The following is a 26,714-nucleotide window of genomic DNA, read 5'->3' on the forward strand; positions in this document are numbered from 1 at the left end:
GAGTGGGGGTCGGGGTATCAGATGGTGGCGGCCGCCGCGCGACGCAGGGTCGCCTCGGCCTGGCGGAAGACCGGCCCGTCGACCATGCGGCCGTCCAGCCGGAAGACGCCCTGGTTGTTCTCGGCGGCGGCGAGGACCTTCCGGGCCCAGGCCACCTCGTCGTCGTCCGGCGCGTAGGCCCCGCGGACCACGGCGACCTGGGACGGGTGGATGCAGGCGGTGGCCACGAAGCCCAGGGCGACGGCGTCGAGCGCCTCGGCCCGCTGGCCCGCCTCGTCGGCGATGTCCAGGTGGACCGAGTCCACCGCCCAGCGGCCGAACGCGGCCGCGGCGAGCGCGACCTGGGCGCGGGCGTGCCGGGGCACGTCGCGGTACTCCCCCGCGACGCGGGGGCCGCCGACCTCGACGCCGGCGAACCGGCTGGTCGACCCGCCCATGGCGGCGAGCAGGTCCTCGGCGCCCCACATCATCCCGGCGCACCCGGGCGCGGCGGCGATCTCCGCGGCGCGGACCACCCCGAGCGGGGTCTCGACCAGGGCGAGCACCGCGGCGCCGGTGGCGGCGTGGACGTCGGCCACCTGCGCGGCGGACTCGGTCTTGGCGAGCATGACGCACCGGTAGGCGGTGTCCGCGAGGGCCTCGAGGTCGGCGTCGTGGTCGTCGGTGCCCACCGGGTTGACGCGGACGATCGTCCGCTCCGGGTCCAGGTCCGACGCCCGCAGCGCCTCGCGCGCGGCCGGTCGGGCGTCGGGCGCGACCGCGTCCTCCAGGTCCACGATCACCACGTCCGCCCGCTCGGCGGCCTTGCCGTACCGCTCGGGCCGGTCGGCCGGGCAGAACAGCAGGGCCGGGCCGGGCGGGATCCACGCGGGGGTCACGCCCGGGCCTCCGCCGCCTGCTCGGCGGGCCGCTTGCGGACCAGGGTCTTGCGGACCGCCTTGGCCACCACGTCGCCGTGCTGGTTGCGGCCGATGTGCTCGAGGGTCACGATGCCCTCGCCCGGGCGCGACTTCGACTCCCGCTTGTCCGTGCACACCGTCTCGGCGTAGAGGGTGTCCCCGTGCAGGACCGGCTTGGGGAAGGTGACCTCCGAGAAGCCCAGATTCGCCACGATCGTGCCCTGCGTGAGCTGCGCGACGGACAGCCCGACCAGCGTGGACAGCGTGTGCATGGAGTTCATGAGCCGCTCGCCGCCGAAGCCGGGCTGCTCGGCCGACCACGCCGCGTCCAGGTGCAACGCCTGGGTGTTCATGGTGAGCGTGGTGAACAGGACGTTGTCCGTCTCCGTCATGGTGCGGCCCGGGCGGTGGAGGTAGGCGGTGCCGACCTCGTACTCCTCGAACCACAGCCCGCGCTGGACCACTTCCTTCCGCGCCGGGGTGCCGGCGCCGCCGTTGCCGGCGGTCTCGGCGTCGCTCACAGCCCGAGCCCCCGGGCGATCAGCATGAGCTGCACCTCGGTGGTGCCCTCGCCGATCTCGAGGATCTTGGAGTCGCGGTAGTGGCGGGCCACCGGGTACTCGTTCATGAAGCCGTAGCCGCCGTGGATCTGGGTGGCGTCGCGGGCGTTGTCCATGGCCGCCTCGGAGGCGACCATCTTGGCGATGGCGGCCTCCTTCTTGAACGGCTTGCCGGCCAGCATGAGGCGCGCGGCCTCGTAGTAGGCGCAGCGCGCGGTGTGGGCACGAGCCTCCATGCGGGCGATCTTGAACGCGATGGCCTGGAAGGAGCCGATCTTGCTGCCCATGGACTCGCGCTCACGCGCGTACTTGACCGACTCGTCCACGCAGCCCTGCGCGGCGCCGGTGGCCACCGCGGCGATCGCGACGCGGCCCTCGTCGAGGATCGACAGGAAGTTCGCGTAGCCGCGCCCCTCCTCGCCGAGCAGGTTCTCGGCCGGGACGCGCGCGTCGGCGAACGTCAGCGGGTGCGTGTCGGAGGAGTTCCAGCCGACCTTGTCGTAGGCCGGCTCGGCCGTGAATCCGGGGGTGCCGGACGGCACGATGATCGTCGAGATGGCCTTCTTGCCGTTATCCCGGACGCCGGTGACGGCGGTGACGGTGACCAGCGAGGTGATGTCGGTTCCGGAGTTGGTGATGAACTGCTTGTTCCCGTTGACCACCCACTCGTCGCCGTCACGCTTGGCCGTGGTCTTGGTGGCGCCGGCGTCCGAGCCCGCGCCGGGCTCGGTGAGGCCGAATCCCGCGAGCTTGGTGCCGGCGGCCAGGTCCGGCAGCCACGTCGCCTTCTGCTCCTCGTTGCCGAAGTGGTAGATCGGCATCGCGCCGAGCCCGACGCCGGCCTCCAGGGTCATGGCGGTCGACTGGTCGACGCGGCCCAGCTCCTCGAGCGCCAGGGAGAGGGCGAAGTAGTCGCCGCCCATCCCGCCGTACTCCTCCGGGAAGGGCAGGCCGAACAGGCCCATCTCGCCCATCTTGGCCACGACCTCGTACGGGAACGTGTGGTTGCGGTCGTGCTCGACCGAGGCCGGGGCCACGACCTTGTCCGCGAACTCGGCGACGGTCGACTTGAGATCCTGGTAGTGCTCTTCCAACTCAGGCATCGGTTTCTCCTTGGGATTCCTCGGTGGAGGGGTGGGGCTCGACGGTCGCGAGCAGGTGGTCGGCGGGCACCTGCTCGCCGGTGGAGACGTTGAGACGGACCACGCCGTCGATCGGTGCGGGCAGCGCGTGCTCCATCTTCATGGCCTCGACGGCCAGGATGTTCTGCCCCGCGGTCACCTCGTCGCCGTCGGAGACGAAGCAGGCGATGACCGACCCCGGCATGGGGCTGAGGATCTGTCCGTCGGACAGGCCGGCGTCGTGGATCCGGGAGTCGATGAGCGGGAGCAGTCGCAGGTCCCACGTGCCGCCGTCGCCGGCCACCCAGAAGGTGTCCGCGGCCCTGGGGTCGCGGGAGCGGGCCACGGTCCAGCGCTGCTGGGTGCCGTCGACGGTCAGGCGCAGCGACGCGCCGTCCCGCGCGACGCGCGCCCGGTGCCGCGAGGAGACCTCGGGCTCCTCGGTGGAGCCGATCGTGGCGTCGGTGATGCTCACCTCGGCGTCGTCGGGGGTCCCCCGGAGACCGACGGTGACGGGGTCCGAGCCCGGACCGGAGTCCACCCTGGTCCAGACCTCGGCGCGCCCGCCGACCCGCCAGCCGTTGGGCACGTCCCACGGACCGCGGCGGTCCGCAGGAACGCGCGCCCAGCGCTCCTCGGTGCGGTGCATGGCCACCGCGACCAGCGCGCCCTCGGGGGCGGGCGTGGCGGTGTAGGCGTCGAGGGTCCGGTCGAGCAGGCCCGTGTCCAGGTCGCCGGCGACGACCTCCGGCTGCGAGAGCAGGAAGCGGCAGAAGTCGATGTTGGTCCGCAGTCCCAGCACGTGGGTGTCCGCGAGCGCGGCATCGAGGCGGGCCAGCGCCTCCGCGCGGTCGGCGCCGTGGGCGATGACCTTGCCGAGCATCGGGTCGTAGTCGCTGCCGACCACGGTGCCCACGCGCAGCCCGGAGTCGACCCGGATGCCGTCGCCGGACGGCTCCTCGAGCCCGAGCACCGTGCCGCCGGTCGGGAGGAAGCCCTTGGCGGGGTCCTCCGCGTAGACGCGGGCCTCGATCGAGTGGCCGGTGAGCGTGATGTCGGACTGCCGGAGGGTCAACTCCTCGCCCGCGGCGATGCGGACCTGCCAGTCCACGAGGTCCACGCCGGTGACCATCTCTGTGACCGGGTGCTCCACCTGCAGACGGGTGTTCATCTCCATGAAGAAGAACTCGTCGGGGGCGTGCGCGGAGACGATGAACTCCACGGTCCCGGCGCCGACGTAGCCGACCGAGCGGGCGGCGTCGCAGGCGGCCGCGCCGATGCGCTGGCGGGTGGCCTCGTCGAGCAGGGCGCTGGGCGCCTCCTCGATGACCTTCTGGTGCCGGCGCTGCAGCGAGCACTCGCGCTCGCCCAGGTGGATCACGTTGCCGTGGGTGTCCGCGAGGACCTGGACCTCGATGTGGCGTGGGGTGTCGACAAAGCGCTCGAGGAACAGCGTGTCGTCGCCGAACGCGTTGGCCGACTCCCGCCGGGCGGACTCCAGCGCGGCGGGCAGGTCGGCGGCGTCGGTGACGCGCCTCATGCCCTTGCCGCCACCACCGGCGGAGGGCTTGACGAGGACCGGGTACCCGACCTCGGCGGCGCCGGCGATCAGGTCGTCGTCGGTCAGCCCGGGCCGGGAGATGCCCGGAACGGTGGGGACGTCCCGGGCCGACACGGCGGCCTTGGCCGTGATCTTGTCGCCCATCGTCTCGATGGCGACGGCCGGCGGACCCACGAAGATCAGGCCGGCCTCCTCGAGGGCCCGGGCGAACTTCGAGTTCTCCGACAGGAAGCCGTAGCCCGGGTGGACCGCCTGCGCCCCGGTCTCGCGGCACGCCGCGATCACCTTGTCGATGTCGAGGTAGGACTGTGAGGCCTGGGCGGGACCCAGGTGGACGGCGGCGTCGGCCATGCGCACGTGCAGCGCATCGGCGTCGGCGTCGGAGTAGACGGCGACCGAGCGGATGCCCGCTGCCCGCAGCGAGCGGATCACGCGGCACGCGATCTCGCCGCGGTTGGCCACCAGGACGGTGTGGAGTTTCTGAGACATGGGTGCGATCACATCCTGAAGACGCCGTTGTTGACCGGCTCGAGGGGGGCGTTGGCGGCGGCCGCGAGGGCCAGGCCGAGGACGGTGCGGGTGTCGGCGGGGTCGATGATCCCGTCGTCCCAGAGTCGTGCCGTGGAGTAGTACGCGGTGGACTGCTCCTCGAACTGCTCGCGGATCGGGGCGGTGAACTCGGCCTGCTGCTCGTCGGTCCACTCCCCTCCCGCCTTGGTGACCTGGGCGGCGCGGACCGAGGCCAGGGTGTCCGCGGCCTGCGGGCCGCCCATCACGGCGATCTTCGCGTTGGGCCACATCCACAGGAACCGCGGGGAGTAGGCGCGGCCGCACATGGAGTAGTTGCCCGCGCCGAACGACCCGCCCACGACCACGGTGAGCTTGGGCACGCGGGCGCACGCCACCGCCGCGACCATCTTGGCGCCGTTCTTGGCGATGCCGCCGGCCTCGTACTGGCGGCCGACCATGAACCCGGTGATGTTCTGGAGGAAGATCAGCGGGATCTTGCGCCGGTCGCACAGTTCGATGAAGTGGGCGCCCTTGAGCGCGGACTCGGAGAAGATCACGCCGTTGTTGCCGATGATCCCCACCGGGTGGCCGTGGATCCGCGCGAACGCGGTGACCATCGAGGTGCCGTAGTCCTTCTTGAACTCGGTGAACTCGCCGCCGTCGACGATCGTGCCGATCACGTCGCGGACGTCGTAGGGCTGCCGGGAGTCGACGGGGACCAGGTCGTAGAGGTCCGTCTGCGGACGCACGGGCTCGCGGGACTCGAGGACCTCCCAGTCCGGCGCGGGGGCCGGGGGGCAGGTCGCGATGATCTCGCGGACCTTCATCAGGGCGTCGTAGTCGTCGTCGGCCAGGTGGTCCACCACGCCGGAGGTCTTGGCGTGCAGGTCCCCGCCGCCGAGCTCCTCGGCCGTGACCTCCTCGCCGGTGGCGGCCTTCACCAGCGGCGGGCCGGCGAGGAAGATCGTGCCCTGGTTGCGGACGATGATCGCCTCGTCGCTCATCGCCGGGACGTACGCGCCTCCGGCGGTGCAGGAGCCCATGACCGCGGCGATCTGCGGGATGCCCTTGGCGGACATCGTGGCCTGGTTGTAGAAGATCCGGCCGAAGTGGTCGCGGTCGGGGAAGACGTCGTCCTGCTGCAGGAGCATCGCGCCGCCGGAGTCCACCAGGTAGATGCACGGCAGATTGTTGGCCAGCGCCACCTCCTGGCCGCGCAGGTGCTTCTTCACCGTCATCGGGTAGTAGGTGCCCCCGGAGACCGTCGCGTCGTTGGCGATGATCAGGCACTCGCGCCCGGAGACGCGGCCGATGCCGGCCACGACGCCCGCCGCGGGGGCCTTACCCCCGTACATCTCCTCCGCGGCGAGCGGAGAGAGCTCGAGGAACGGGCTGCCCGGGTCGAGCAGGACGTCGACACGCTGGCGAGGGAGGAGTTTTCCCCGCTCGAGGTGACGGGCACGGGCCTTGTCGCCGCCGCCCAGCGCGGCGCGCTCGAGGCGCCCGCGTAGGTCGGCGAGCAGATCCTCGTGCGCCTGGCGATTGGTGGTCGCGGAGGTCATCAGAGCCGCTCCCTTTCAGTTAAGTCGGATTAACTGAAACTGACCATAGTGCTGCGCCTCACAAAAGTAAAGGGGCAATCCCCCGCCACCCCGCCCCGCCGGGGCGGGCGGGCGACCCCGAGCACCCCTACAGTGGGGACGTGACCGAGGCCACCGAGATGACCGCATCCACCGCCGGGACGCGCCGCGTCCACGCCTTCCGCGACGACGCGCTGGGGTACGACGACGCCACCGCCCTGGCCGAGCGGGTCCGCAGGCGCGAGGTCTCGCCGACCGAGCTCCTCGAGTCCGCGATCGCCCGCTGCGCGGAGGTGGATCCCGTGCTCGGCGCGCTGGTCCACACCGACTTCGACCGCGCCCGCCACCGCGCCACCCGGCTCGACCGGTCCGCCCTCGCCGGCCCCCTCGCGGGCGTGCCGTCGGCGTTCAAGGACGCGGTGCAGGTGGAGGGCGCACCGATGCGCCTCGGTTCCCCCGCCGTCCCCGACACCCCGGCCCTGACCGACGGCCCCTACGCGCAGGCCTTCCGCGCCACCGGCCTCAACCCGCTCGGCATCACCGCCATGCCGCCGTTCGGCTGGACCGCGGCCACCGAGCGCCAGGGCGGCCTGGTCACCCGCAACCCCTGGGACACCGGCCGCACCAGCGGCGGGTCCTCGGGGGGCTCGTCCGCGCTCGTCGCCGCCGGCGCCCTCCCGATCGCCCACGCCAACGACGGCGGCGGGTCGATCCGCATCCCCGCGGCCGTGACCGGCCTGGTCGGATTCAAGCCGAGCCGCGGCAGACACCCGGACGAGACGTTCTCGCAGCGGATGCCGATCCCGATCGTCTCCCAGTCCGTCGTCTCCCGCTCCGTGCGCGACACCTCCACGTTCCTCACCGCCTTCGAAGCCGGCCACCGCCCGGTCGGGGTGCCGCCGATCGGGCCCGTCGCCCCGGCCCCCGCCCGGCGCCTGCGCATCGGACTGGTGGAGGAGAGCCCCGCGGGCGGGCCGACCGACGCCGCCACCCTCGCGGTCCTGCGTGCGACCGCCGAACGCCTGTCCTCGCTGGGGCACGAGGTGGTGCCCGTGCCGGCGCCCGTCCCGCCCACGTTCCGGCAGGACTTCATCGCCTACTGGGCCCTGCTCGCGCTGAGCACGTCGTCATCCGGGCGCAGCCTCTTCGGTCCGGGCTTCGACCCCGACCTGCTCGACCCCTTCACCGTGGGCCTGGCACGTCTGGCCCGTCGCAACCTCCCCCGGATCCCCGTCCACCTGGCCCGGCTCGCGCGCGTCCGACTCCGGTTCGACGCCGCGTTCGGCGACGTCGACGTGTTCCTCAACCCGGTGGTGGCCCACGAGACCCCGGAGGTCGGCTACCTCGACGCGGACCTGCCGTTCGAGACCCACCTCGAGCGCGTCTCCACTTGGGTGACGTTCACCCCGTTGCAGAACATCGCGGGCTCTCCCGCCGTGTCCCTGCCCACCGGACAGGCCCCGGACGGGATGCCGATCGGCGTGCATTTCTCGGCGAGGAGGGGGCAGGACCGCCTCCTGCTGGAACTCGCCTCGGAGTACGAGGCCGCCCACCCGTTCGCGCGGATCTGGGCGTAGCCCTCACCCGTCCAGCAGCTGGGTGACGCGGGGCCCGACCCGCTGCCGCAGGATCACCTCGGTGCGGGTGCGCAGGACGCCGGGCGTGGCGATGATCGCGCTGAACACCTCCTCGAGGTGCGCGTGGTCCCGCGCGACGACCCGGCAGACGATGTCGAACTCCCCGGCCACGCTCATCACCTCGAGCACCTCGCGCACGCGCGCCAGCCCGTCGCAGGTCTCCTCCAGCCTGGCCTGGGCCAGCTGGATGTGGACGAGCGCGCCGAGGGGGTAGCCGAGGGCGGCGGCGTCGAGCCGGGGGGCCCACGTCGCGAGCACACCGCGGGCCTCGAGCTTGTCGAGCCGGGCCTGCGCGGTGCCGCGCGCCACCCCGAGGCGGCGCGAGAACTCGCGCACGCCGACCCGGGGGTCGTCCATGACGATCGCGAGGAGCCGTCGGTCGGTGTCGTCCAGTGCGGTCGGGGAATCCATGTGTCCACGCTAGCCGACGGCGAGGTGGACACATGGCCCAGGATGAGCCCCGGAACATCGGTCAGGGTGTACACGGTGACCGGCCCGGCGCTGGCCACGTGACGCGGCTCACGTCTGCTCCTAGCCTGGGGGCCCAGCCCACATGCGACTAAGGCCAGGTGTTGATCATGACCTCCCTCTCCGACCGCTACACCCGCGAGAGCGGGACGGTCTTCCTCACCGGCATCCAGGCTCTGGTCCGGACGGTCCGTGACCGGGCCCGCCTGGACCGGCGGCAGAACCTGCTCACCGCGAGCCTGGTGAGCGGCTACGAGGGCTCCCCGCTGGCGGGCTACGACCTCGAACTCGCCAGGCGCGCGGCGTTCCTCGATCCGTTCGACGTCGTGCACCGCCCCGCCCTCAACGAGGAGGCGGGCGCGACGGCGGTCATGGGCTCCCAGCTCGCCCGCCGCACGGGCACGCTCCGCGCCACCGCCCACACCGCGGGCGCCGCGCTGCAGGGCGTGGTGGGCTACTGGTACGGCAAGGCGCCGGGCCTGGACCGGGCGACCGACGCCCTCCGTCACGCCAACCTGATCGGCACGGACCCCCACGGCGGGGCGGTGGCGCTCGTCGGCGACGACCCGGGGGCCAAGTCCTCCACCGTCCCGTGCGCCTCCGAGCTCGCCCTGGCCGACCTCTACATGCCGACGCTCTATCCGGCGGACTCGCAGGACGTCCTGGACTTCGGCGTCCACGCGGCGATCCTGTCACGCGTGTCCGGCCTGTGGTCGGCCATGAAGATCTCCTCGCACGTGGCGGACGCGTCCTCGACCGCGCTGGTCGACCCGGACCGCATCCTCCCGGTCTACGGCGACCTCGGCACCAGCCCCCACGTGCCCTCCGGGCAACTGCTGGGCGCCAGCCTGATGGAGCTCGAGCAGAACCAGCTGACCGTCCGCGTTCCCCGCGCACTCGAGTACGCCCGGCTCAACGGGATCAACCGGATCGTGCAGCGCACCGCCGACGACAGGATCGGGATCGTCGCCGCCGGCAAGACCTACCTCGACGTCCGCGAGTCGCTGCGCCGGCTGGGCCTGGACGACGCGGAGCTCTCCCGCCGCGGGATCCGGATCCTCAAGCTGGGCATGGTGTACCCGCTGGAGCGGACGGTGCTCGACGAGTTCATGTCCGGACTGGAGGAGGTGATCGTGGTGGAGGAGAAGCGCGACTTCATCGAGACGATGATCCGGGAGATCCACTTCCGTCGCCCCGACGTGGCCAACGTGGTGGGCAAGAGCCACGAGGACGGTTCGACGCTGTTCAGCCGCTTCGGCGAGCTGGACGTGGACGCCGTCACCCGCGGCCTGGCCCAGCGGCTGGGGCGGGTCCACGGCATCCCCTCCGCGCTGGCGTGGCTCGAGGGCCCGGCCCGGCCCCGCACGCGCATCACGCTGCCCCTGGCCACCACCCGGACCCCGTACTTCTGCTCCGGCTGCCCCCACAACAGCTCCACCAAGGTCGCCGACGGCACGCTCGTCGGCGGCGGCATCGGCTGCCACGCGATGGTGCTGATGATGGACGAGAAGCAGGTCGGCACCATTACCGGCGTCACCCAGATGGGCGGCGAGGGCGTCCAGTGGACGGGCATGTCGCCGTTCCTCGAGGAGCGCCACCTGGTGCAGAACATCGGCGACGGCACGTTCATGCACTCCGGCTCCCTGGCCGTGCGGGCGGCGGTGGCCTCGGGCGACAACATCACCTACAAGCTGCTCTACAACGGCACCGTCGCCATGACGGGCGGCCAGGACCCGGTGGGCGCGATGACGCTGCCCGAGATCCTGCGCCTCCTCCGGGCGGAGAGGGTCGCGAAGATCGTCGTGACGACGGACAACGTCAAGGCGACACGGGCCCAGGGCCTGCCCCGCGGGATCGAGGTCCGCGACCGCGCGGACACCCTCGAGGTCCAGCGCGAGCTCGCCGCCGTCCCCGGGGTGACCGTCCTGGTGCACGACCAGTTCTGTGCCGCCGAGAAGCGCCGCCACCGCAAGCGCGGCACCTACCCCACGCCCGACGAGCGCGTGGTGATCAACGAGCGCATCTGCGAGGGCTGCGGCGACTGCGGCGCGAAGTCCAACTGCCTGTCCGTCCACCCGGTGCAGACGGAGTTCGGCCGCAAGACCCGGATCGACCAGTCCACCTGCAACTTCGACTTCTCGTGCGTGCAGGGCGACTGCCCGGCGTTCGTCACGGTGGTGCCCGGCCGGACGTCCGAGCGGGTGGCCACCGCGCCCCCGCTCGGGTCGGCGGACGTGCCCGAACCCGCCCGGGCCGACGTCGATCCCGATCGGGGCTTCTCCCTGAGGCTGACCGGCATCGGCGGGACGGGCATCGTCACCGTCTCCGCGGTGCTCGCCACCGCGGCCGTGCTCGACGGCAACTCGGCCCGCACCCTCGACATGACCGGACTGGCACAGAAGGGCGGCGCCGTGGTCTCCGACGTCCGGGTCGCCCGTACCCCCACGGAGCAACCGCCCAAGATCGGCGCCGGAGACTGCGACCTCTACCTCTGTTGTGACGGGCTGGTCGGCGCGGACAGCACCAACCTCAGGGTGGCGAACCCCGACCGCACCACCTCGGTCGTGTCCACCACGCAGATCCCCACCGGCACGATGGTGATCGACACGACGGTCCCCCACCCCGCGACCCCGGACATCCGGACCGCGATCGACCGCGCGTCCGCCCGGGGCGTGTACCTGGACGCGGGAGAACTCACCGAGAGCCTCTTCGGCTCCACCCAGACCTCGAACATGCTCATGGTGGGCGCGGCGTACCAGAGCGGCGCCCTGGCGATCTCGGCCGAGGCGATCGAGCAGGCGATCGAGCTCAACGGCGTCGCGGTGGACGCCAACCTGCAGGCGTTCCGTCGGGGCCGGCAGGCCGTCGCGGATCCGCGGGCCCTGGCCGCCCTGGTTTCCGGGCTGCACCGCCCGGTGTCCACCGCCACCCCGGACCTCCACGTGCCCTCCCCCGCCTGCGAGCGCCTGCTCGCCGGCCTGTCCGGGCAGGCCTCCGCCGGACTGCGCGCCGCGGTGGCCCTCCGGGTGGACGAGCTGATCGGCTACCAGGACGAGGCGTACGCGGCCGACTACGTGGGCCGGGTCGAGGCCCTGCGCGCGGCGGAGGCCCTGCAGGACCCCGCCGACGGTGGCGCCTCCGAGCGGCTCACCCTGGCGGTGGCCCGGAACCTCCACAAGCTCATGGCCTACAAGGACGAGTACGAGGTGGCCCGCCTGGCCGTGGACCCGGAGTTCGCGGCGCAGCTGACCGAGGACTGGGGCGAGGGCGCGGTGGCGAACCTCAAGCTCCACCCGCCGGCCCTGCGGGCGATGGGCATGAAGAAGAAGATCTCGATCGGCCCCGGGGCGATGCCCGCGATGAGGGCGCTGGCCAGGATGAAGCGACTGCGCGGCACCCGGCTCGACCCGTTCGGATACGCCGGCGTCCGCAGGGTCGAGCGCGAGCTGCTCGCCGAGTACCGCGACGTCGTCGAGAGCCTCACCGCGGAACTCCGGCGCGTGGGCCCCGTGGGCAAGGACGCCGCGTGGCGGGGCACCGCCGTCGCCCTTGCCGAGCTGCCGGACATGGTCCGCGGCTACGAGGAGGTCAAGCTCGGCACCGTGGCGCGCTACCGCGCGGAGCTCGCCGCGCTCGCGGCGGCGCTGGAGGGGTCGGTCAGGCCCGCAGGGCCGCCGACGCCATCCCCGTGAGCACCCGCCGCAGCTCGGCCTCCGCCATCGCCGGAAGCCTCGGGCTGGAGTTGAGCAGACCGAACACGGCGTGGACGTGCGCGCGGGCGTCGATGGTCGTCAGGTCCGGGCGCAACCGCACCAGCGCGTCCACCCACAACTCGGCGTACTCGCGCTGGAGGGTGCGCACCTCGTGCCGCGGTGCGGCCGGCAGAGAACCGAGATCACGGAACTGGACGCTGATGAGATCCGGCTCGGTCGCCACGAAGTCCATGTGCACCGCGAGCAGCGCGTCCACCACCTCGGCGGGGGCGCCGCCCCGCCAGACCGCCGCGCGCCCGCCGTCACGGAGCCGGCGGGAGATGTCGAGCAGCATCTCCGCGAGCACGTCCTCCTTCGAGGAGAAGTAGCGGTACATCCCGGGACCCGAGATGCCCACCTCGGCGCCGATGTCGTCCAGGCGGACCGCGTGGAACCCGCGCCGGGCCATGAGCCGAGCCGCCGCGACCAGGATCTCGTCGCGCCGTCGGGCCTTGGCCAGGGCACGGGGGGTCAGCGCGGCGGCGTCCTCCCCCTGCGGCCCCATCTCAGTGGAAGAAGTGCCGCGCACCGGTGAAGTACATGGTGATCCCGGCCTTCTCCGCGGCGTCGATCACCTCGGCGTCGCGGACCGACCCCCCGGGCTGGACCACCGCGCGCACGCCGGCCTCGGCCAGCACCTCGAGTCCGTCGGCAAAGGGGAAGAACGCGTCGGAGGCGGCGACCGCGCCGGCGACCCGCTCCCCCGCCCGCTGCACCGCGAGCCGGGCGGAGTCGACCCGGTTGACCTGGCCCATGCCCACGCCGACCGTCGCGCCGCCGGTGGCCAGCAGGATCGCGTTGGACTTGACCGCCCGGCACGCGCGCCAGGCAAAGAGAAGGTCGCGCAGCGTCTGCTCGTCCGCATCGGGTCCGCAGGCCTTGGTCCAGCCGGCCACCACGTCACCGGGGGCGTCGAGCGAGTCGCGCTGCTGCACCAGCACCCCGCCGGAGATCTGCCTGCGCTCGTGCTCACCGGCGGCGGGCGCCTGCGCCTGCAGGATGCGGATGTTCTTCTTGCGCTGGAGGATCTCCACGGCGCCGTCGGCGTAGGACGGCGCGATGATCACCTCGGTGAAGATCTCGGCGACCTGCTCGGCCATCTCCACGCTCACCTCGCGGTTGGCGGCGATCACGCCACCGAACGCGCTGACCGGGTCGCACTCGTGGGCGGCGCGGTGGGCGGCGGCGATGTCGGCGTCGATCGCGATCCCGCACGGGTTGGCGTGCTTGATGATCGCCACGCAGGGTTCGGCGTGGTCGAAGGCCGAGCGCCACGCGGCGTCGCCGTCGACGTAGTTGTTGTAGCTCATCTCCTTGCCGTGCAGCTGGCGCGCCTGCGCGAGGCCGGGCGCGGCGGCGGGGTCGGTGTAGAGGGCGGCGCTCTGGTGCGGGTTCTCGCCGTAGCGCAGGGTGGCGGCCAGGTCCAGGCTCTGCCCCTGCCACACGGGGTAACCCTCCTCGTCACCGGCGGTCTGCTCGGTCATCCAGGTGGCCACCGCGACGTCGTAGGCGCCGGTGTGACGGAACGCGGCCGCGGCGAGCCGGCGCCGCTGCTCGAGCGGGAACCCGCCCGCGGCCACGGCCTCCAGCGCCTCGCCGTACCCGGCCGGGTCGACGAGCACGGCGACCGACGGATGGTTCTTGGCGGCCGCGCGGACCATGGACGGTCCGCCGATGTCGATCTGCTCGACGCAGGCGTCGTAGTCCGCGCCGGAGGCGACGGTGGCGGTGAAGGGATAGAGGTTGACGACGACGAGCTCGAACGTCTCCACGCCCAGGCCCGCGATCTGCTCGAGGTGCTCGGGCTTGCGGGTGTCCGCCAGGATGCCGGCGTGGACCCGCGGGTGCAGGGTCTTGACCCGACCCTCGAGGCACTCCGGGAACCCGGTCAGCGCGTCGACCGGCGTCACGGCGACCCCGGCGTCGGCGATCCGCTGCGCGGTGGACCCGGTGGAGACGATCTCGACCCCGGCGTCGGCCAGGCCACGGGCGAGGTCCTCCAGGCCGGTCTTGTCGTAGACGCTGATGAGGGCGCGGCGTACGGGCCTGCGGGAGTTGTCCGGCTGGGAGGTCACGATCGGTGCACCTTTCGACCTTCGATGTGGAGTCGGCCACTGGCGGCGGCCGAGAGGACGTCGACGAGCAGCTCGCGCTCGACGATCTTGATTCGTTCGTGGAGGGTGGCCTCGGAGTCGTCGGCGAGCACGTCGACGGCGCGCTGGGCGATCACCGGGCCGGTGTCCACCCCGGAGTCGACCAGGTGCACCGTGCAGCCAGTCACCGTGACGCCGTACGCGAGCGCGTCCCGCACCGCGTGGGCGCCGGGGAAGGCCGGCAGCAGGGCGGGGTGGGTGTTGATGACGCGGCCGGGGAACTCGCCGAGGAAGGTTCCGCCGAGGATCCGCATGAATCCGGCCGAGACCACCCAGTCGGGAGCGAACTCGCGGACGACTCGGGTCAGCTCGCGGTCCCAGGCCGCCCGGTCCGGGTGATCGGCGGGCCGGACCACGACCGTCGGCAGGCCGACCCGCCCGGCGTGGGCGACGGCCTCGCACTCTCGGTCCGAGACCAGGGCGATGATGCGGTACGGGCTGTCCGACTCCCCGGCCGCGTCGATCACGCTCTGGGCGAGCGTCCCGGCGCCGGAGGCCAGGAGCACGACGGGGCAGGGGTCCACGGACTCGGCACTGACCACGGACTCGGCATTGACCACGTCCTCTGCTCCTGCCCGTCGACCCCCGTGTCCGGGGATGCCCGGGACACTGTGGGGAGTCTAGTCGGCGGCCCCGGGGGCCTCGTCAGGGTCCTCGTCAGGGTCCTCGTCGGCGCGGTCGGAGGGCGCCTCGTCGGGCTCCCGTCCGGGCACCGCGTCACCCGGCACCGGCTCCTCGGGCGGGGCGTCGGACGACCCGCCGTCGACGTCGATCGCGTGGTCCTCGACCGCCTCCCCCGCCCCCGCATCGACGGGCTCGGGCCGATCAGCGGCGGCCTCGTCGTCGTCGGGCTCGCGGTCGTCCGGCTCGTCATGACCCGGCTCGTCATGACCCGGCTCGTCACGATCGGGCTCGGACAGGGACTCCTCCACGGGCGCGGGGCCCTCCCCGACCTCGTCGGGCTCCCCACCGCCGGCGGTCCCGGCCCTGCGCCGTCGGCGCTCCAGGTCGCTGGCCGCCTTCTCGCGCCGACGCGTGAGGCCGGCCAGCGACAGCGCGATGGTCGCCGATCCGATCACGCCGAACAACGCCAGCGCGGTCCCGGCCGCGATGAGCGAGCCGGTGCCGACGGTGCCGAGGACGCCGAGCTCGCCGCCCGCGACGACCGGGCTCACCGAGATGACCACGGCGACGATCACGGCGCCCAACCAGGAGGCCTTGACGGCGTCGGCCGTGGTCCGGAACCAGTGCGCGACCGACCGGGCGAGCGCCGCCGCGACGAGCACGGTCACCAGCAGCAGACCCTGGACCACCCAGTGCGGATCGGTGGTGGGCAGCGCGGCGGCGAGGGGCACCTCGGGCATCGGCCCGCGCGAGACCGCGAACACGCTGTAGGACGCCTCGCCCAGATGCGCCTCCCCACCCACGGCGAGGGTCGCGGCGGCCACCACCACGTTGGGCAGGTACGCGACCGAGATCGCGGTCAGCGCCCCGGTCCCCACGACGCCCTTGCCGATCTCCATCACGGCCCCGACCGGCTCCCAGGCCCCCACCAGGCCGACCAGCACGAGGAGCGTGCCGATCGCCCAGGTGGCCGCGACGAAGGCCGTGCCGAGGTGGATTCCACCCCGCACCCACAGGGGCAGGATCTCGCGGAGGTCCCGTCGGAAGTACAGCCACACGCCCAGACCGGAACCGACGACGGCGACCGTCGCGGTCCAGAGCAGGGCCACCGGCAGGGACGCCTCACGCACGGCGAAATCGGACGCCGCCGAGCCCACGAGCAGGGAGGCGAGCGCCGTGAGGAGCAACCCCGCCGCGGTCACGCCGGCCACCGCGGCCCCGGCCTCCCGTGGACCCGGCTGCTCGATGTCGGACAGCACCGCCCTGGTCTGGCGCGCGAGCACCGCCATGTAGAGCAGCGGGGGCAGCAGCGGGAGGAACCCGAGGGGCACCGCGTCCACCGTCAGCGGAACCCTGTTGACGACGAGCCATTCCACGGCGACCACCGCGAAGAGGGAATCGAACCCGCGCGCGCTGAACACCAGGAGCGCGAGGGTGAGCGCGACGAGGACCAGCACCGTGACGATGACCGGAAGGGCCGCGGCGGCCGCCGTCCACAGCAACGACCGGGCCCCCGCGGGCGCACGGTTCGCGGCGGGCCGGATCACACGGGGAGGACTCACCCTGCCACCGTAGATACCCGGCCGGTCCGGGCACCCCCGGCACGCCGCGACCCCCCGCCATCCGGGGATGACGGGGGGTCGCGAACCGCGTGCGGTGACCGGGTGGGTCACATGGCGTCGAGGATCTCCTTGGCGAGCGCGGCGGTCGCGGACGGCGTCTTGCCGACCTTGACGCCGGCGGCCTCGAGGGCCTCCTGCTTGGCCTGCGCGGTGCCCGCGGAGCCGGAGACGATGGCGCCGGCGTGGCCCATGGTCTTGCCCTCGGGAGCCGTGAAGCCGGCCACGTAGCCGACGACCGGCTTGGTGACGTTGGCCTTGATGTAGTCGGCGGCACGCTCCTCGGCGTCGCCGCCGATCTCGCCGATCATCACGATGACCTTGGTCTCCGGGTCGTTCTCGAAGGCCTCGATGCAGTCGATGTGCGTGGTGCCGATGATCGGGTCGCCGCCGATGCCGATGGCGGTCGAGAAGCCGTAGTCGGCGAGCTCGTACATCATCTGGTAGGTCAGGGTGCCCGACTTGGACACCAGGCCGATCGGGCCCTTGCCCGCGATGTTGGCCGGCGTGATCCCGACCAGCGCCTCACCCGGGGTGATGATGCCCGGGCAGTTGGGGCCGATGATGCGGGTCTTGTTGCCCTTGGCGAGGTTGTAGTTCCACGCGGTGGCGGTGTCCAGGACCGGGGCACCCTCGGTGATGACCACGGCGAGCGGGATCTCCGCGTCCACGGCCTCGATGATGGCGTCCTTGGTGAACGGCGGCGGGACGAAGAGGATCGTCACGTCGGCACCGGTGGCCTCCATGGCCTCCTTCACCGAACCGAAGACGGGCAGCTCGACGCTGTTGCCGTCGGCGTCCTTGTGGGCCACGGTCGTGCCCGCCTTGCGCGCGTTGACGCCGCCGACGACCTGGGTGCCGGCCGCGAGCATGCGGGCGGTGTGCTTGGTGCCCTCGCCGCCGGTGATGCCCTGGACGATGACCTTGCTGTCCTTATTGAGGAAGATCGACATATCTTGTGGTTCCTTCTCTTCCTACTTGGAGGCCAGCTCGGCGGCCTTGTCGGCGCCGGAGTCCATGTTGTCTGCCAGGGTCACGAGCGGGTGGTTCGCGTCGGCGAGGATCTTGCGACCCTCCTCGACGTTGTTGCCGTCCAGTCGGACGACGAGCGGCTTGTTGGCCTCGTCACCCAGGATCTCGAGGGCCTTGACGATGCCGTTGGCCACCGCGTCACACGCGGTGATGCCGCCGAACACGTTGACGAACACGCTCTTGACCTGCTCGTCACCCAGGATGACGTCGAGGCCGGCGGCCATGACCTCGGCCGAGGCGCCGCCGCCGATGTCGAGGAAGTTGGCGGGCTTGACCCCGCCGTGGTTCTCGCCCGCGTAGGCGACCACGTCGAGGGTCGACATCACCAGGCCGGCGCCGTTGCCGATGATCCCGACCTCGCCGTCGAGCTTGACGTAGTTGAGGTCGTTCTCCGCGGCCTTCTGCTCGAGCGGGTCTGTGGTGCCCGCGTCGGCGAAGTCGGCGAACACGTCCGCGTGGCGGAACTCGGCGTTCTCGTCCAGGGTGACCTTGCCGTCGAGCGCGAGGATCTCACCGTTCGGGGTCCGGACGAGCGGGTTGACCTCGACGAGCGTGGCGTCCTCCTTGACAAAGACCTCGTACAGCTTGGCGATCGTCACGGCGGCGGTGTCCAGCACCTCCTCGGGGAGATGACCGGCGGCCGCGATCTCGCGCGCCGTGGCCACGTCGACGCCGACCGTGGGGTCGATGTTGATGCGGGCGAGGCGATCCGGCGACTCCTCGGCGACCTGCTCGATCTCCACGCCGCCCTCGACCGAGCACATGGCCAGGTAGTTGCGGTTGGCACGGTCGACCAGGAAGGAGATGTAGTACTCCTCCGCGATGTCGCTGGCCTCGGCCACGAGGAGCTTCTTGACGATGTGGCCCTTGATGTCCAGGCCCAGGATGTCCTCGGCCCGCGCGCGCGCCTCGGTGGCGTCCTCCGCCAGCTTCACGCCGCCGGCCTTGCCGCGGCCTCCGACCTTGACCTGCGCCTTGACGACGACAGGCTTGCCGATCTCGGCCGCGACCTTCTCGGCCTCTTCCGCAGTGTCCGCGACGCGCCCCGGGGTGGTGGGAACGTCATGCTTAGCGAAAAGAGCCTTTGCCTGGTATTCAAAGAGATCCATCAGCTCACCATCTTGACGTGGATAGATTAGCCCGGCCCTGTTGAAAGCCGAGTCATCCCTCATCCTAAGCGTGGAGTGTGTCGCCCGTCGCACAGTGGGGGTAACCCTGTGCGTCGGATCACAGGGGATTCGGCGCGCCGGACCCCGATCGGGGCAACTCGTGCCCCACATGCCACGGGCGAGTTCTCGAACCACTGGAGTCACACGTGTGTGACCCACCCCTCCCTGCCGCTCCGCCGAGCACCTTGCGGCGCTGTTGCCGATCCGTTACTTTGGACGAGTCTTAGTCACGAAACGATCACAGCACGACTTCAGAGGGGAAACGCCACCGGTGAACTACGAGTCGCATCACGTGCCACCAGCGGCTCCTGTCGTCATTCCCCCCTCCGGCGCGCACCGGCCCGGCCGCCATCGGCTGCCCGCCCCCCCGCAGGCCCTCCGCGGCCGCGCGGCCGTACTGGCCGTGGCCGCGGGCGCCGCGGTGTCCGCCGCGTCCGCCGGGTCCATCCTGGACGTCTCGGGCATCCACTCGACCGACGCCGGCGACATCGCCCTCCTCGCCAACGGCGAGTCCGTGCCCGCGAGCCCCGCGCCGGGGGCCTCGGCCACCGCCACGGCCACCCCCTCGCAGCCCGAGCCCGTCGTGGTACCGACCGTCGCCGCGGTGTCCGAGAACCCGCAGTCGGCCATGCTCTACGCGGGCACCGAGATCAACACCCAGCGCGAGATCGCCGAGGAGCAGGCCCGTCGGCCCAAGGTGGCCATCCCCGCCGTGGGTGCCTTCACCTCCGGGTTCGGGATGCGCTGGGGCGCGATGCACGCCGGCATCGACATCGCCAACGCCAACGGCACCCCGATCCTCGCGGCCACCGACGGGGTCGTGATCGACGCGGGCCCGGCCCAGGGCTACGGGAACTGGGTGCGGATCATGTCGGACGACGGCACCATGACCGTCTACGGCCACATGGAGACCGTCGACGTGCAGAAGGGCGAGCGCGTCTACGCGGGCCAGAAGATCGCCGGCATGGGCAACCTGGGCTTCTCCACCGGAACCCACCTGCACTTCGAGGTCCTGGTCAACGGGGGCACCCAGCACGTCGACCCCCTGATCTGGCTGGCCCAGAACGGCCTCGCGCTGGCCGGCGCCGCCAGCTCCGAGGCCTTCGGCTCCCTCGGCGGCTGACACTCCCCGGCGGCCGTCACAGCGCCGCGCGGAGCCGCTCCTCGAGAGTGACCCGGCACGCCGGCCACTCCTCCACGGTGATCGAGTAGATGGCGGTGTCCCGCCACGTCCCGTCCTCCCGGAGGACATCGCGCCTGGCCACCCCTTCGAACCGGGCTCCCAGGCGGATGATCGCGGCCCGGGAACGCACGTTCCTGATGTCCGCCTGGAGCTTGACCCGTCCGAAGCCCAGGTCGTCGAAGACGTGGGACAGCACGAGCAGCTTGGTCTCCACGTTGACCCCGGTCGCCCAGTAGTCCCGCCCGTAGAACGTCCAGCCCAGGTGGAGCTTCTCGTTCCGCGGATCGATCTCGACCAGCGACATGGTCCCGGCGATCGCCCCGACCGGACCGAGCGACGGCGAGGCCACTCGGACCGTATAGGGGACCGCCCCGGGCACGAGACGGTCCGCGACGAACTCCCTCGTCCGGGCGAGATCGGCGTGCGCGGTCTCGAACGGGTACCCCGACCCGAACGCGCGGGGATCAGCCATGAGTGGGAACAGCCCCTCGGCGTCGTCGGCGGTCATGGGATCGAGCCGGACCAGGCGCCCCGGCAGCGAGACGCCTTCGGGCATGCGTGCGGGCACGGCCGCTCCTAGAGTTTCTGCATGGGGACGCCGCCGATGAGCATGAGGCGGACCTTGCCGGACGCGCCGAAGTCGATCGTGGCCGTGGCCCTGGGGCCGGTCCCGTCGCACGCGAGCACCTTGCCCAGCCCGTACTTGTCATGGGTCACGCGGTCCCCCGGCACCAGGTCGAGCACGGGGGCGGAGGCCCGGGCGCGGGGGATGCCGGACGACCGCCCAGCTCCACCCCCGGAGCCGACGCCACCGCCGGATCCCGACCCGAACCGACGCCGTGGCGCGTCGTAGGCCACGTCACCGAAGCCTCCCCCGCCCGCGGGCTCCTCGCGCTGCCACTCGATCGCCTCCGAGGGGATCTCCTCGAGAAAGCGCGACCCCGGATTGGTCATGGGCTGCCCCCACGACGAGCGCATCATGGCGCGGGTCAGGTACAGCCGCTTCCTGGCGCGAGTGATGCCCACGTAGGCCAGCCGTCGCTCCTCGGACAGCTCCGCCGGGTCCCCCAGGGCGCGCATATGCGGGAAGAGCCCGTCCTCCATGCCGATGAGGAAGACCACCGGGAACTCGAGCCCCTTGGCGGTGTGCAGCGTCATGAGCGTGACCTGCCCCTGGTCATGGGCGGGGATCTGGTCGGCGTCCGCCACGAGGGACACGCGCTCGAGGAAGGCGGCGAGCGACCCGGGCTGCGCGAGGCCCTCGTCGAGCTGGGCCTCCGCCTGGTCGGCGACCGCTCCCGCGGCGTCCCCGACGGGCTCCCCCCCGAAGCCCTGCTCCCGGGCGGAGCGCTGCAGCGCCGCCTCGGAGGAGAACTCCCGGCCGACCCCGACGAGCTCGTTGAGGTTGTCCAGGCGCGCGGCGTCCTGCGGGTCGTTGGAGGCCTCCAACTCGGCCCGGTAGCCGGTCCGCTCGAGCACCGCCTCGACGAGCGCGCCGACATCGGGGTCCGATTCCTCGCCCCCGGCGTGGTCGCTGCCGTCCAGCAGCGCGCGGAGCCCGTCGAGCATCTGCACGAACCCGGCGATCGCCTTGACCGACCGCGTCGGCAGCAGCGCGACCCGTCCACCGGCCGCGTCGCGGAGCGCCTGCCCGAACCCGATCGCCCGTTGCTCGGCGTGGACCACCACGCACGCCTCGGCCCGGTCCCCGATCCCCCGCTTCGGGGTGTTGAGGATCCGGCGCAGCGCCACCGTGTCGTCGGGATTGGCGAGCACCTTGAGGTAGGCCACCACGTCGCGCACCTCCTTGCGCTCGTAGAACCGTGTCCCGCCGACGACCTTGTACGGCAGGCCGAGGCGCACGAACACGTCCTCGACGACGCGGGAGGAGTTATTGGTCCGGTAGAACACGGCCACGTCGGAGTAGGCGGCGTCGCCGGAATCCACCAGGCGGTCGATCTCGCCGGCGATGAACCTCGCCTCGTCGTGCTCGTTGTCCGCCACGTAGCCCACCAGCAGATCGCCCGCGCCCTCGTCGGTCCACAGGTTCTTCTCCCGGCGCCCCGGGTTCCGCGAGATCACGGCGTTGGCGGCGGAGAGGATGGTCTGCGTGGAGCGGTAGTTCTGCTCGAGCAGGATCGACCGGGCGTCGGGGTAGTCGTGCTCGAAGTCCTCGATGTTCCGGATGGTGGCACCGCGGAAAGCGTAGATCGACTGATCGGCGTCACCCACCACGCAGAGTTCGGCCGGGGGGACGCCCACCTCGTCGTCGTCCCCCGCCACCCCGCCGACGAGGGTCCGCACCAGGACGTACTGCGCGTGGTTGGTGTCCTGGTACTCGTCCACCATGACGTGCCGGAACCTGCGCCGGTAGTACGCGGCCACCTCCGGGTGCGCGCGGAGCAGGCCGACGGTCTCCCCGATGAGGTCGTCGAAGTCGAACGCGTTGGCCGCCTGGAGACGTGACTGGTACTCGGTGTAGACCGCCGCCACCGTCTGCCCGGTCCGGTCCGAGTCCTCGAGCGCCCGGTCCATGGCGTCCGACGGCTCGCGCAGTTCGTTCTTGTGGTTGGAGATGGCCGTGGCCAGCATGCGCGGCGTGAACTTCTTGACCTCGAGCTGCTGTTCCTTGGCGATCATCCCCAGCAACCGCCGGGAATCGTCCGAGTCGTAGATCGTGAAGTTGGAGTTGCGGGTGCCCAGAAGCGCGGACTGCGCCCGCAGGATCCGCACGCAGATCGAGTGGAACGTGGCCACCCACATCCGCTCCGCGTGGGGTCCGACGAGGGCCGAGACCCGCTCGCGCATCTCGGCGGCGGCCTTGTTGGTGAAGGTGATCGCGAGGATCTGGCCCGGGTGGGCACCGCCCTCGGCCAGCAGATAGGCGATGCGCCGGGTGAGCACGCTCGTCTTGCCCGAGCCCGCCCCGGCCACGATCAGCAGCGGGCCGCCGCGGTGCGTGACCGCGGCGGCCTGCTGCGGGTTGAGCCCGTCCAACAGGGGCGAGGCGGGGCGGGTGGGGGCGTGTGCGGTGTCGGTCATCGTGGGTCCAATCTACCCACTGGGTCCGACACCCCGGACTCAGCGTTGACCGGCCCCCATGAACTCCTTCACCTGTGCGGCGGACGCGTTCAGCCCCGGGTCGTTGTCCAGGTAGTGACGCGTCTCCCGGACGATGAGGCCGGACAGGACGAGCAGCCCGATGAGGTTGGGGATGGCCATGAGTCCGTTCATCACGTCGGCGAAGTTCCACACCACCTCGAGCTCGGTGACCGCGCCCACGAACACCACGCAGGTGAAGACCATGCGGTACGGGATGACGCCGCGCGCGCCGACGAGCCGCTCCGTGCACCGCTCGCCGTAGTACGACCATCCGAGGATGGTCGAGAACGCGAAGAACGCGATCGACACCGCGACGAGCTTGTCGCCCTCCGGAATCGCTTGCGCAAACGCGGTCGCGGTCATCGTCCCGGCGCTCCCCCGACCCTCCTGCCACACCCCGGAGGTGACCAGCACCAGGCCGGTGAAGGTGACGACGATGATGGTGTCGATGAACGTCTGGGTCATGGACACCAGACCCTGCCGCGTGGGGTGGGTGGTCTTGGCCGCGGCGGCCGCGATGGCCGCCGAGCCCATGCCCGACTCGTTGGAGAAGATGCCGCGGGCGACACCCATCTGGATGGCGTAGAGGATCGCCGACCCGGCGAAGCCGCCGACCGCGGACGTCCCGGTGAACGCCTCCGAGAAGACCTGCACGAACGCCGACGGGATCGCCTCGGCGTTGACGACGAGCACGACCAGCCCGCCGAGGATGTAGAGCAGGATCATCAGCGGCACGAACCCGGCCGTGACCCTGCCGATGGACTTGATGCCGCCGAGCAGCACCGCCCCGGTGAGGACGAACATGACGATGCCGGTGGCCACGGGCGTGATCCCGAACGAGTTCTCCAACTGGGTGGCCACCGCGTTGCCCTGGGTCATGTTGCCGATGCCGAAGCTGGCCAGCACGGCGAAGACGGCGAACACGATCGACAGGACCAGGCCGATCCTGCCGCCGGTCCGGCCGTAGACCTCGGCCAGCCCGCGGTGCAGGTAGTACTGCGGGCCACCGGACTGCTCGCCGCGGGCGTCGGTGACGCGGTATCGCACCCCGAGGAACGCCTCGGAGTACTTGGAGGCCATGCCGACGAGCGCGGTGACCCACATCCAGAACAGCGCGCCGGGGCCGCCCAGCGCGATGGCCGTGGCCACACCCACGATGTTGCCCACGCCCACGGTGGCGGCCAGGGCCGTGGTGAGCGCCTGGTACTGCGAGATGTCGCCCACGCCGCCGTCGTCCTGGCGCTGGAACAACCCCAGCCGGAGGGCGGGGCCGAGCTTGCGGAACTGCAGCATCCGCAGGCGGATCGTCAGGAACAGGCCGGTGCCCAGGAGCAGCGGGATGAGGACGAAGGGCCCCCAGATCACGGATCCGATGTCCGCCAGGGTCGAATTTAGGTTCTCCACGGGCGCACACATTAGACGGTCCCGCCGAGGTATCCGACCGCAGTGGGATAATCACCGCATGACCACCGACCCCGCCGGCACGGACGACCCGCTGTCCGAGGCCCAGATCCAGGAACTCCGCCTGGAGATCGACCGGCTCGACGCCGAGATCCTCAACGCCATCGTCCGTCGCAGCGAGATCTCCAAACGCATCGGCCGCACCCGCATGCAGTCCGGCGGGACGAAGCTCGTCCACACCCGCGAACTCAAGGTCTACGAGCGCTTCTCCTCCCTCGGCCAGGAGGGCCAGACGCTCGCGGGGATGCTCCTGCGCCTCGGCCGGGGCCGGCTGGGCTGACCCAGCCGGGGCCAGGGACCCGGACGTCGTCGGTGGGGGTGAAATCGGCCAGGTCGGACGTGTCGACGACGACGAAGCCCGCCTTCCCCTCCCTATTCCCGGCTAGCCTCGCTGACAGGCGAGTACCTCTGGGCAGGAGCGGTGATGACCGACATCAGCACGACGGAGCAGTGGGCAGCGGTGGAGGACCTGGTCCCCGCGATCGGCGAGGTGTCGCTGCGGGAGCTGTTCGAGGCCGACCCCGAACGCGGACGCCGGATGTCGATCACCGCCGGAGACCTCCACGTGGACCTGTCCAAGAACCTCGTCACCGACGAGATCCTGGCCGCCCTCATCGAGGTCGCCCGCGCCGCCCACCTGCCGGCGCAGCGGGCCGCCATGTTCCGGGGCGACCGCATCAACACGACCGAGGACCGGTCCGTCCTCCACACCGCGCTCCGCCTCCCCGCGGATGCGGAGCTCGTCGTCGACGGGCGCGACGTGGTGGCCGACGTCCACGCGGTCCTGGCGGGCATGACCGACTTCGCCCACCGCGTCCGCTCGGGCGAGTGGACCGGGCACACGGGCGAGCGGATCGACACGGTGGTCAACATCGGCATCGGCGGCTCCGACCTCGGACCCGTGATGGTCGACAAGGCCCTGCGTCACCTTCAGACCGCCGGCATCCGCGCGCGCTACGTCTCCAACGTCGACCCCGCGGACCTCTCCGCCGTGCTCGCGGAGATCGCCCCCGCCACGACCCTGGTCGTGGTGGCCTCCAAGACGTTCACCACCCAGGAGACCATGGCCAACGCGCACGCGGCCCGGCGCCACTTCGTCGAGGCCCTGGGCTCCGAGGACGCCATCGCCTCGCACTTCGTCGCGGTGTCCACCGCGGCGGAGAAGGTCGCCGAGTTCGGCATCTCCGCGGACAACATGTTCGAGTTCTGGGACTGGGTCGGCGGGCGGTACTCGGTGTCCTCCGCCATCGGGCTGTCGGTCATGGTCACGGTCGGCCCCGCGGCGTTCGTCGAGCTGCTCGAGGGCTTCCACACGATGGACCTGCACTTCGCCACCGAGGACCCGGAGCACAACGCGCCGGTCCTCATGGCGCTGCTGGGGATCTGGTACACGTGCTTCCTCGGCGCCCAGTCCAAGGCCGTGATCCCCTACGCCCAGGACCTCCTGCGGTTCCCCGCCTACCTCCAGCAGCTCACCATGGAGTCGCTCGGCAAGTCGGTGCGCCTCGACGGCGCCGACGTCTCCTACCCCACCGGCGAGGTCTACTGGGGCGAGCCCGGCACGAACGGTCAGCACGCCTTCTTCCAGCTCCTGCACCAGGGCACCCAGCTCGTCCCGGTGGACTTCATCGGCGTCGCGCGGCCGATCACGGACCTGCCCATCGCCGATGGCACCGGGTCCATGCACGACCTGCTCATGGCCAACCTGTTCGCACAGTCGCGGGTGTTGGCGTTCGGCAAGACCGAGGAGGAGGTGCTCGCCGACGGCGTGGACCCCGCGCTCGCCCCGCACAAGGTCATGCCCGGCAACCGGCCGTCCACCACGATCCTCGCCCCGTCGCTCTCCCCGGGCGTGGTCGGGCAGCTCATCGCGCTCTACGAGCACGTGGTGTTCGTCCAGGCAGCCGTCCTGGGCATCAACGCGTTCGACCAGTGGGGCGTCGAGCTGGGCAAGGCCCAGGCCGGCGAGCTGTTGTCCGCCCTCACCGCCGAGAAGCACCCGGGCGACGGCTTCGACTCCTCCACCGATTCGCTCGTCGAGATCTACCGCGAGGCGCGCGGTCGGCGCTGAGGACCTGCGCCGCCACCAGCCCGGACGGGTTCATCGCCGACCGCGAGCTCGCAAGACGGTTCGCCGACCTGAGGTCGACGGGCGGTTCACGCCCATGCTGCTCGGCGTCGCCGGACCCGGACCGCGCGAGGATGCTCGGCCCGCCGAACGCACGGATTGACCCTTGCATGTTCGAATGTGTGTACGTATCATAGAACACAGGTTCGAGATCG

At 71.7% G+C, this 26,714-nt stretch carries 20 protein-coding genes; 5 read left to right on the top strand and 15 right to left on the bottom strand.

Annotated features, from left to right (window positions below; translation table 11 throughout):
* Positions 1–17 precede the first annotated feature (17 nt).
* From Q0444_RS03420 to Q0444_RS03440, 5 genes are read right to left on the bottom strand one after another with little or no spacing between them, the layout of a single operon-like run.
* Positions 18–878 (bottom strand): CoA ester lyase, encoded by an 861-nt coding sequence (locus Q0444_RS03420; RefSeq protein ID WP_299021437.1) that lies wholly within the window; start codon positions 876–878, stop codon positions 18–20.
* Positions 875–1,420 carry a MaoC family dehydratase gene (locus Q0444_RS03425; protein ID WP_291079707.1) on the bottom strand — a complete coding sequence of 182 codons (546 nt, stop codon included), beginning with the start codon at positions 1,418–1,420 and terminating at the stop codon, positions 875–877. Before Q0444_RS03425 ends, Q0444_RS03420 begins: the two co-directional genes overlap by 4 nt.
* A complete protein-coding gene (locus Q0444_RS03430) occupies positions 1,417–2,562 on the bottom strand; it encodes an acyl-CoA dehydrogenase family protein (protein WP_291079709.1) in 1,146 nt (381 codons plus the stop codon). The genes Q0444_RS03425 and Q0444_RS03430 overlap by 4 nt, the downstream gene beginning before the upstream one ends.
* Complete coding sequence (locus Q0444_RS03435; protein ID WP_291079711.1) at positions 2,555–4,630, bottom strand: acetyl/propionyl/methylcrotonyl-CoA carboxylase subunit alpha; 2,076 nt, start codon at positions 4,628–4,630, stop codon at positions 2,555–2,557. The genes Q0444_RS03430 and Q0444_RS03435 overlap by 8 nt, the downstream gene beginning before the upstream one ends.
* An 8-nt stretch (positions 4,631–4,638) precedes the next feature.
* Positions 4,639–6,213 (bottom strand): carboxyl transferase domain-containing protein, encoded by a 1,575-nt coding sequence (locus Q0444_RS03440; protein ID WP_299021442.1) that lies wholly within the window; start codon positions 6,211–6,213, stop codon positions 4,639–4,641.
* A gap of 140 nt (positions 6,214–6,353) precedes the next feature.
* On the opposite strand from Q0444_RS03440, the gene Q0444_RS03445 reads away from it, so the two are divergent.
* Positions 6,354–7,808, top strand: a complete 1,455-nt coding sequence (locus Q0444_RS03445) for an amidase (protein ID WP_291079717.1) — start codon at positions 6,354–6,356, stop codon at positions 7,806–7,808.
* 3 nt (positions 7,809–7,811) lie between these two features.
* Here Q0444_RS03445 and Q0444_RS03450 read toward each other — a convergent pair whose 3' ends face one another.
* On the bottom strand, positions 7,812–8,279 hold the full coding sequence (locus tag Q0444_RS03450; RefSeq protein WP_291079719.1) for an Lrp/AsnC family transcriptional regulator: 468 nt from the start codon (positions 8,277–8,279) through the stop codon (positions 7,812–7,814).
* 167 nt (positions 8,280–8,446) lie between these two features.
* Between Q0444_RS03450 and Q0444_RS03455 the strand changes: the two genes are divergently transcribed.
* Positions 8,447–12,028, top strand: a complete 3,582-nt coding sequence (locus tag Q0444_RS03455; protein ID WP_299021451.1) for an indolepyruvate ferredoxin oxidoreductase family protein — start codon at positions 8,447–8,449, stop codon at positions 12,026–12,028.
* Here the strand turns inward: Q0444_RS03455 and Q0444_RS03460 are convergent.
* The 6 genes from Q0444_RS03460 to sucC all read right to left on the bottom strand — a co-directional run bounded on the left by Q0444_RS03460 (position 11,994) and on the right by sucC (position 18,625).
* Positions 11,994–12,593: a TetR/AcrR family transcriptional regulator gene (locus Q0444_RS03460; RefSeq protein WP_299021454.1), complete on the bottom strand. Its 600-nt coding sequence runs from the start codon at positions 12,591–12,593 to the stop codon at positions 11,994–11,996. The genes Q0444_RS03455 and Q0444_RS03460 overlap by 35 nt on opposite strands.
* Position 12,594: 1 nt before the next feature.
* Entirely contained in the window at positions 12,595–14,163 is a 1,569-nt protein-coding gene (gene purH, locus Q0444_RS03465; RefSeq protein WP_299021457.1) for a bifunctional phosphoribosylaminoimidazolecarboxamide formyltransferase/IMP cyclohydrolase, read from the bottom strand.
* Positions 14,160–14,801, bottom strand: coding sequence for a phosphoribosylglycinamide formyltransferase (purN, locus tag Q0444_RS03470; RefSeq protein ID WP_299021459.1), 642 nt, complete (start codon positions 14,799–14,801; stop codon positions 14,160–14,162). Before purN ends, purH begins: the two co-directional genes overlap by 4 nt.
* 60 nt (positions 14,802–14,861) lie before the next feature.
* Positions 14,862–16,427: a DUF6350 family protein gene (locus tag Q0444_RS03475; RefSeq protein WP_291079731.1), complete on the bottom strand. Its 1,566-nt coding sequence runs from the start codon at positions 16,425–16,427 to the stop codon at positions 14,862–14,864.
* Positions 16,428–16,534: 107 nt separating this feature from the next.
* Positions 16,535–17,437, bottom strand: coding sequence for a succinate--CoA ligase subunit alpha (gene sucD, locus Q0444_RS03480; RefSeq protein WP_299021462.1), 903 nt, complete (start codon positions 17,435–17,437; stop codon positions 16,535–16,537).
* A 21-nt stretch (positions 17,438–17,458) separates the two neighbouring features.
* The gene (sucC, locus tag Q0444_RS03485) at positions 17,459–18,625 is read right to left on the bottom strand and encodes an ADP-forming succinate--CoA ligase subunit beta (protein WP_291080493.1); all 1,167 of its coding nucleotides are present in this window, start codon (positions 18,623–18,625) and stop codon (positions 17,459–17,461) included.
* A gap of 481 nt (positions 18,626–19,106) precedes the next feature.
* Between sucC and Q0444_RS03490 the strand changes: the two genes are divergently transcribed.
* Positions 19,107–19,808, top strand: a complete 702-nt coding sequence (locus tag Q0444_RS03490; protein ID WP_299021465.1) for a M23 family metallopeptidase — start codon at positions 19,107–19,109, stop codon at positions 19,806–19,808.
* A 16-nt stretch (positions 19,809–19,824) separates the two neighbouring features.
* Here the strand turns inward: Q0444_RS03490 and Q0444_RS03495 are convergent, their stop codons facing one another.
* Genes Q0444_RS03495 through Q0444_RS03505 form a run of 3 tightly spaced genes read right to left on the bottom strand, consistent with a single transcriptional unit; the run spans position 19,825 to position 24,374 of the window.
* On the bottom strand, positions 19,825–20,436 hold the full coding sequence (locus tag Q0444_RS03495; RefSeq protein ID WP_291080489.1) for a GNAT family N-acetyltransferase: 612 nt from the start codon (positions 20,434–20,436) through the stop codon (positions 19,825–19,827).
* An 8-nt stretch (positions 20,437–20,444) separates the two neighbouring features.
* Positions 20,445–22,910 (bottom strand): UvrD-helicase domain-containing protein, encoded by a 2,466-nt coding sequence (locus Q0444_RS03500; RefSeq protein WP_291080487.1) that lies wholly within the window; start codon positions 22,908–22,910, stop codon positions 20,445–20,447.
* 39 nt (positions 22,911–22,949) lie between these two features.
* Positions 22,950–24,374 carry a sodium:alanine symporter family protein gene (locus tag Q0444_RS03505; protein ID WP_291080485.1) on the bottom strand — a complete coding sequence of 475 codons (1,425 nt, stop codon included), beginning with the start codon at positions 24,372–24,374 and terminating at the stop codon, positions 22,950–22,952.
* A 58-nt stretch (positions 24,375–24,432) separates the two neighbouring features.
* Between Q0444_RS03505 and Q0444_RS03510 the strand changes: the two genes are divergently transcribed.
* Both Q0444_RS03510 and pgi read left to right on the top strand, forming a co-directional pair.
* Complete coding sequence (locus Q0444_RS03510) at positions 24,433–24,711, top strand: chorismate mutase (RefSeq protein ID WP_291080483.1); 279 nt, start codon at positions 24,433–24,435, stop codon at positions 24,709–24,711.
* Between the two features lie 141 nt (positions 24,712–24,852).
* The gene (gene pgi, locus Q0444_RS03515) at positions 24,853–26,502 is read left to right on the top strand and encodes a glucose-6-phosphate isomerase (protein WP_299021470.1); all 1,650 of its coding nucleotides are present in this window, start codon (positions 24,853–24,855) and stop codon (positions 26,500–26,502) included.
* Positions 26,503–26,714 lie beyond the last annotated feature (212 nt).

This window comes from uncultured Dietzia sp., assembly GCF_937873725.1.
Taxonomy (GTDB): domain Bacteria; phylum Actinomycetota; class Actinomycetes; order Mycobacteriales; family Mycobacteriaceae; genus Dietzia.

Bases quoted from the DNA above. Each gene is read 5' to 3' on its own strand.
- Q0444_RS03430 (WP_291079709.1), bottom strand. From the start codon at position 2,562: ATGCCTGAGTTGGAAGAGCACTACCAGGATCTCAAGTCGACCGTCGCC.
- Q0444_RS03435 (WP_291079711.1), bottom strand. From the start codon at position 4,630: ATGTCTCAGAAACTCCACACCGTCCTGGTGGCCAACCGCGGCGAGATC.
- Q0444_RS03440 (WP_299021442.1), bottom strand. From the start codon at position 6,213: ATGACCTCCGCGACCACCAATCGCCAGGCGCACGAGGATCTGCTCGCC.
- Q0444_RS03450 (WP_291079719.1), bottom strand. From the start codon at position 8,279: ATGGATTCCCCGACCGCACTGGACGACACCGACCGACGGCTCCTCGCG.
- Q0444_RS03455 (WP_299021451.1), top strand. From the start codon at position 8,447: ATGACCTCCCTCTCCGACCGCTACACCCGCGAGAGCGGGACGGTCTTC.
- Q0444_RS03460 (WP_299021454.1), bottom strand. From the start codon at position 12,593: ATGGGGCCGCAGGGGGAGGACGCCGCCGCGCTGACCCCCCGTGCCCTG.
- sucD (WP_299021462.1), bottom strand. From the start codon at position 17,437: ATGTCGATCTTCCTCAATAAGGACAGCAAGGTCATCGTCCAGGGCATC.
- sucC (WP_291080493.1), bottom strand. From the start codon at position 18,625: ATGGATCTCTTTGAATACCAGGCAAAGGCTCTTTTCGCTAAGCATGAC.
- Q0444_RS03500 (WP_291080487.1), bottom strand. From the start codon at position 22,910: ATGACCGACACCGCACACGCCCCCACCCGCCCCGCCTCGCCCCTGTTG.
- Q0444_RS03510 (WP_291080483.1), top strand. From the start codon at position 24,433: ATGACCACCGACCCCGCCGGCACGGACGACCCGCTGTCCGAGGCCCAG.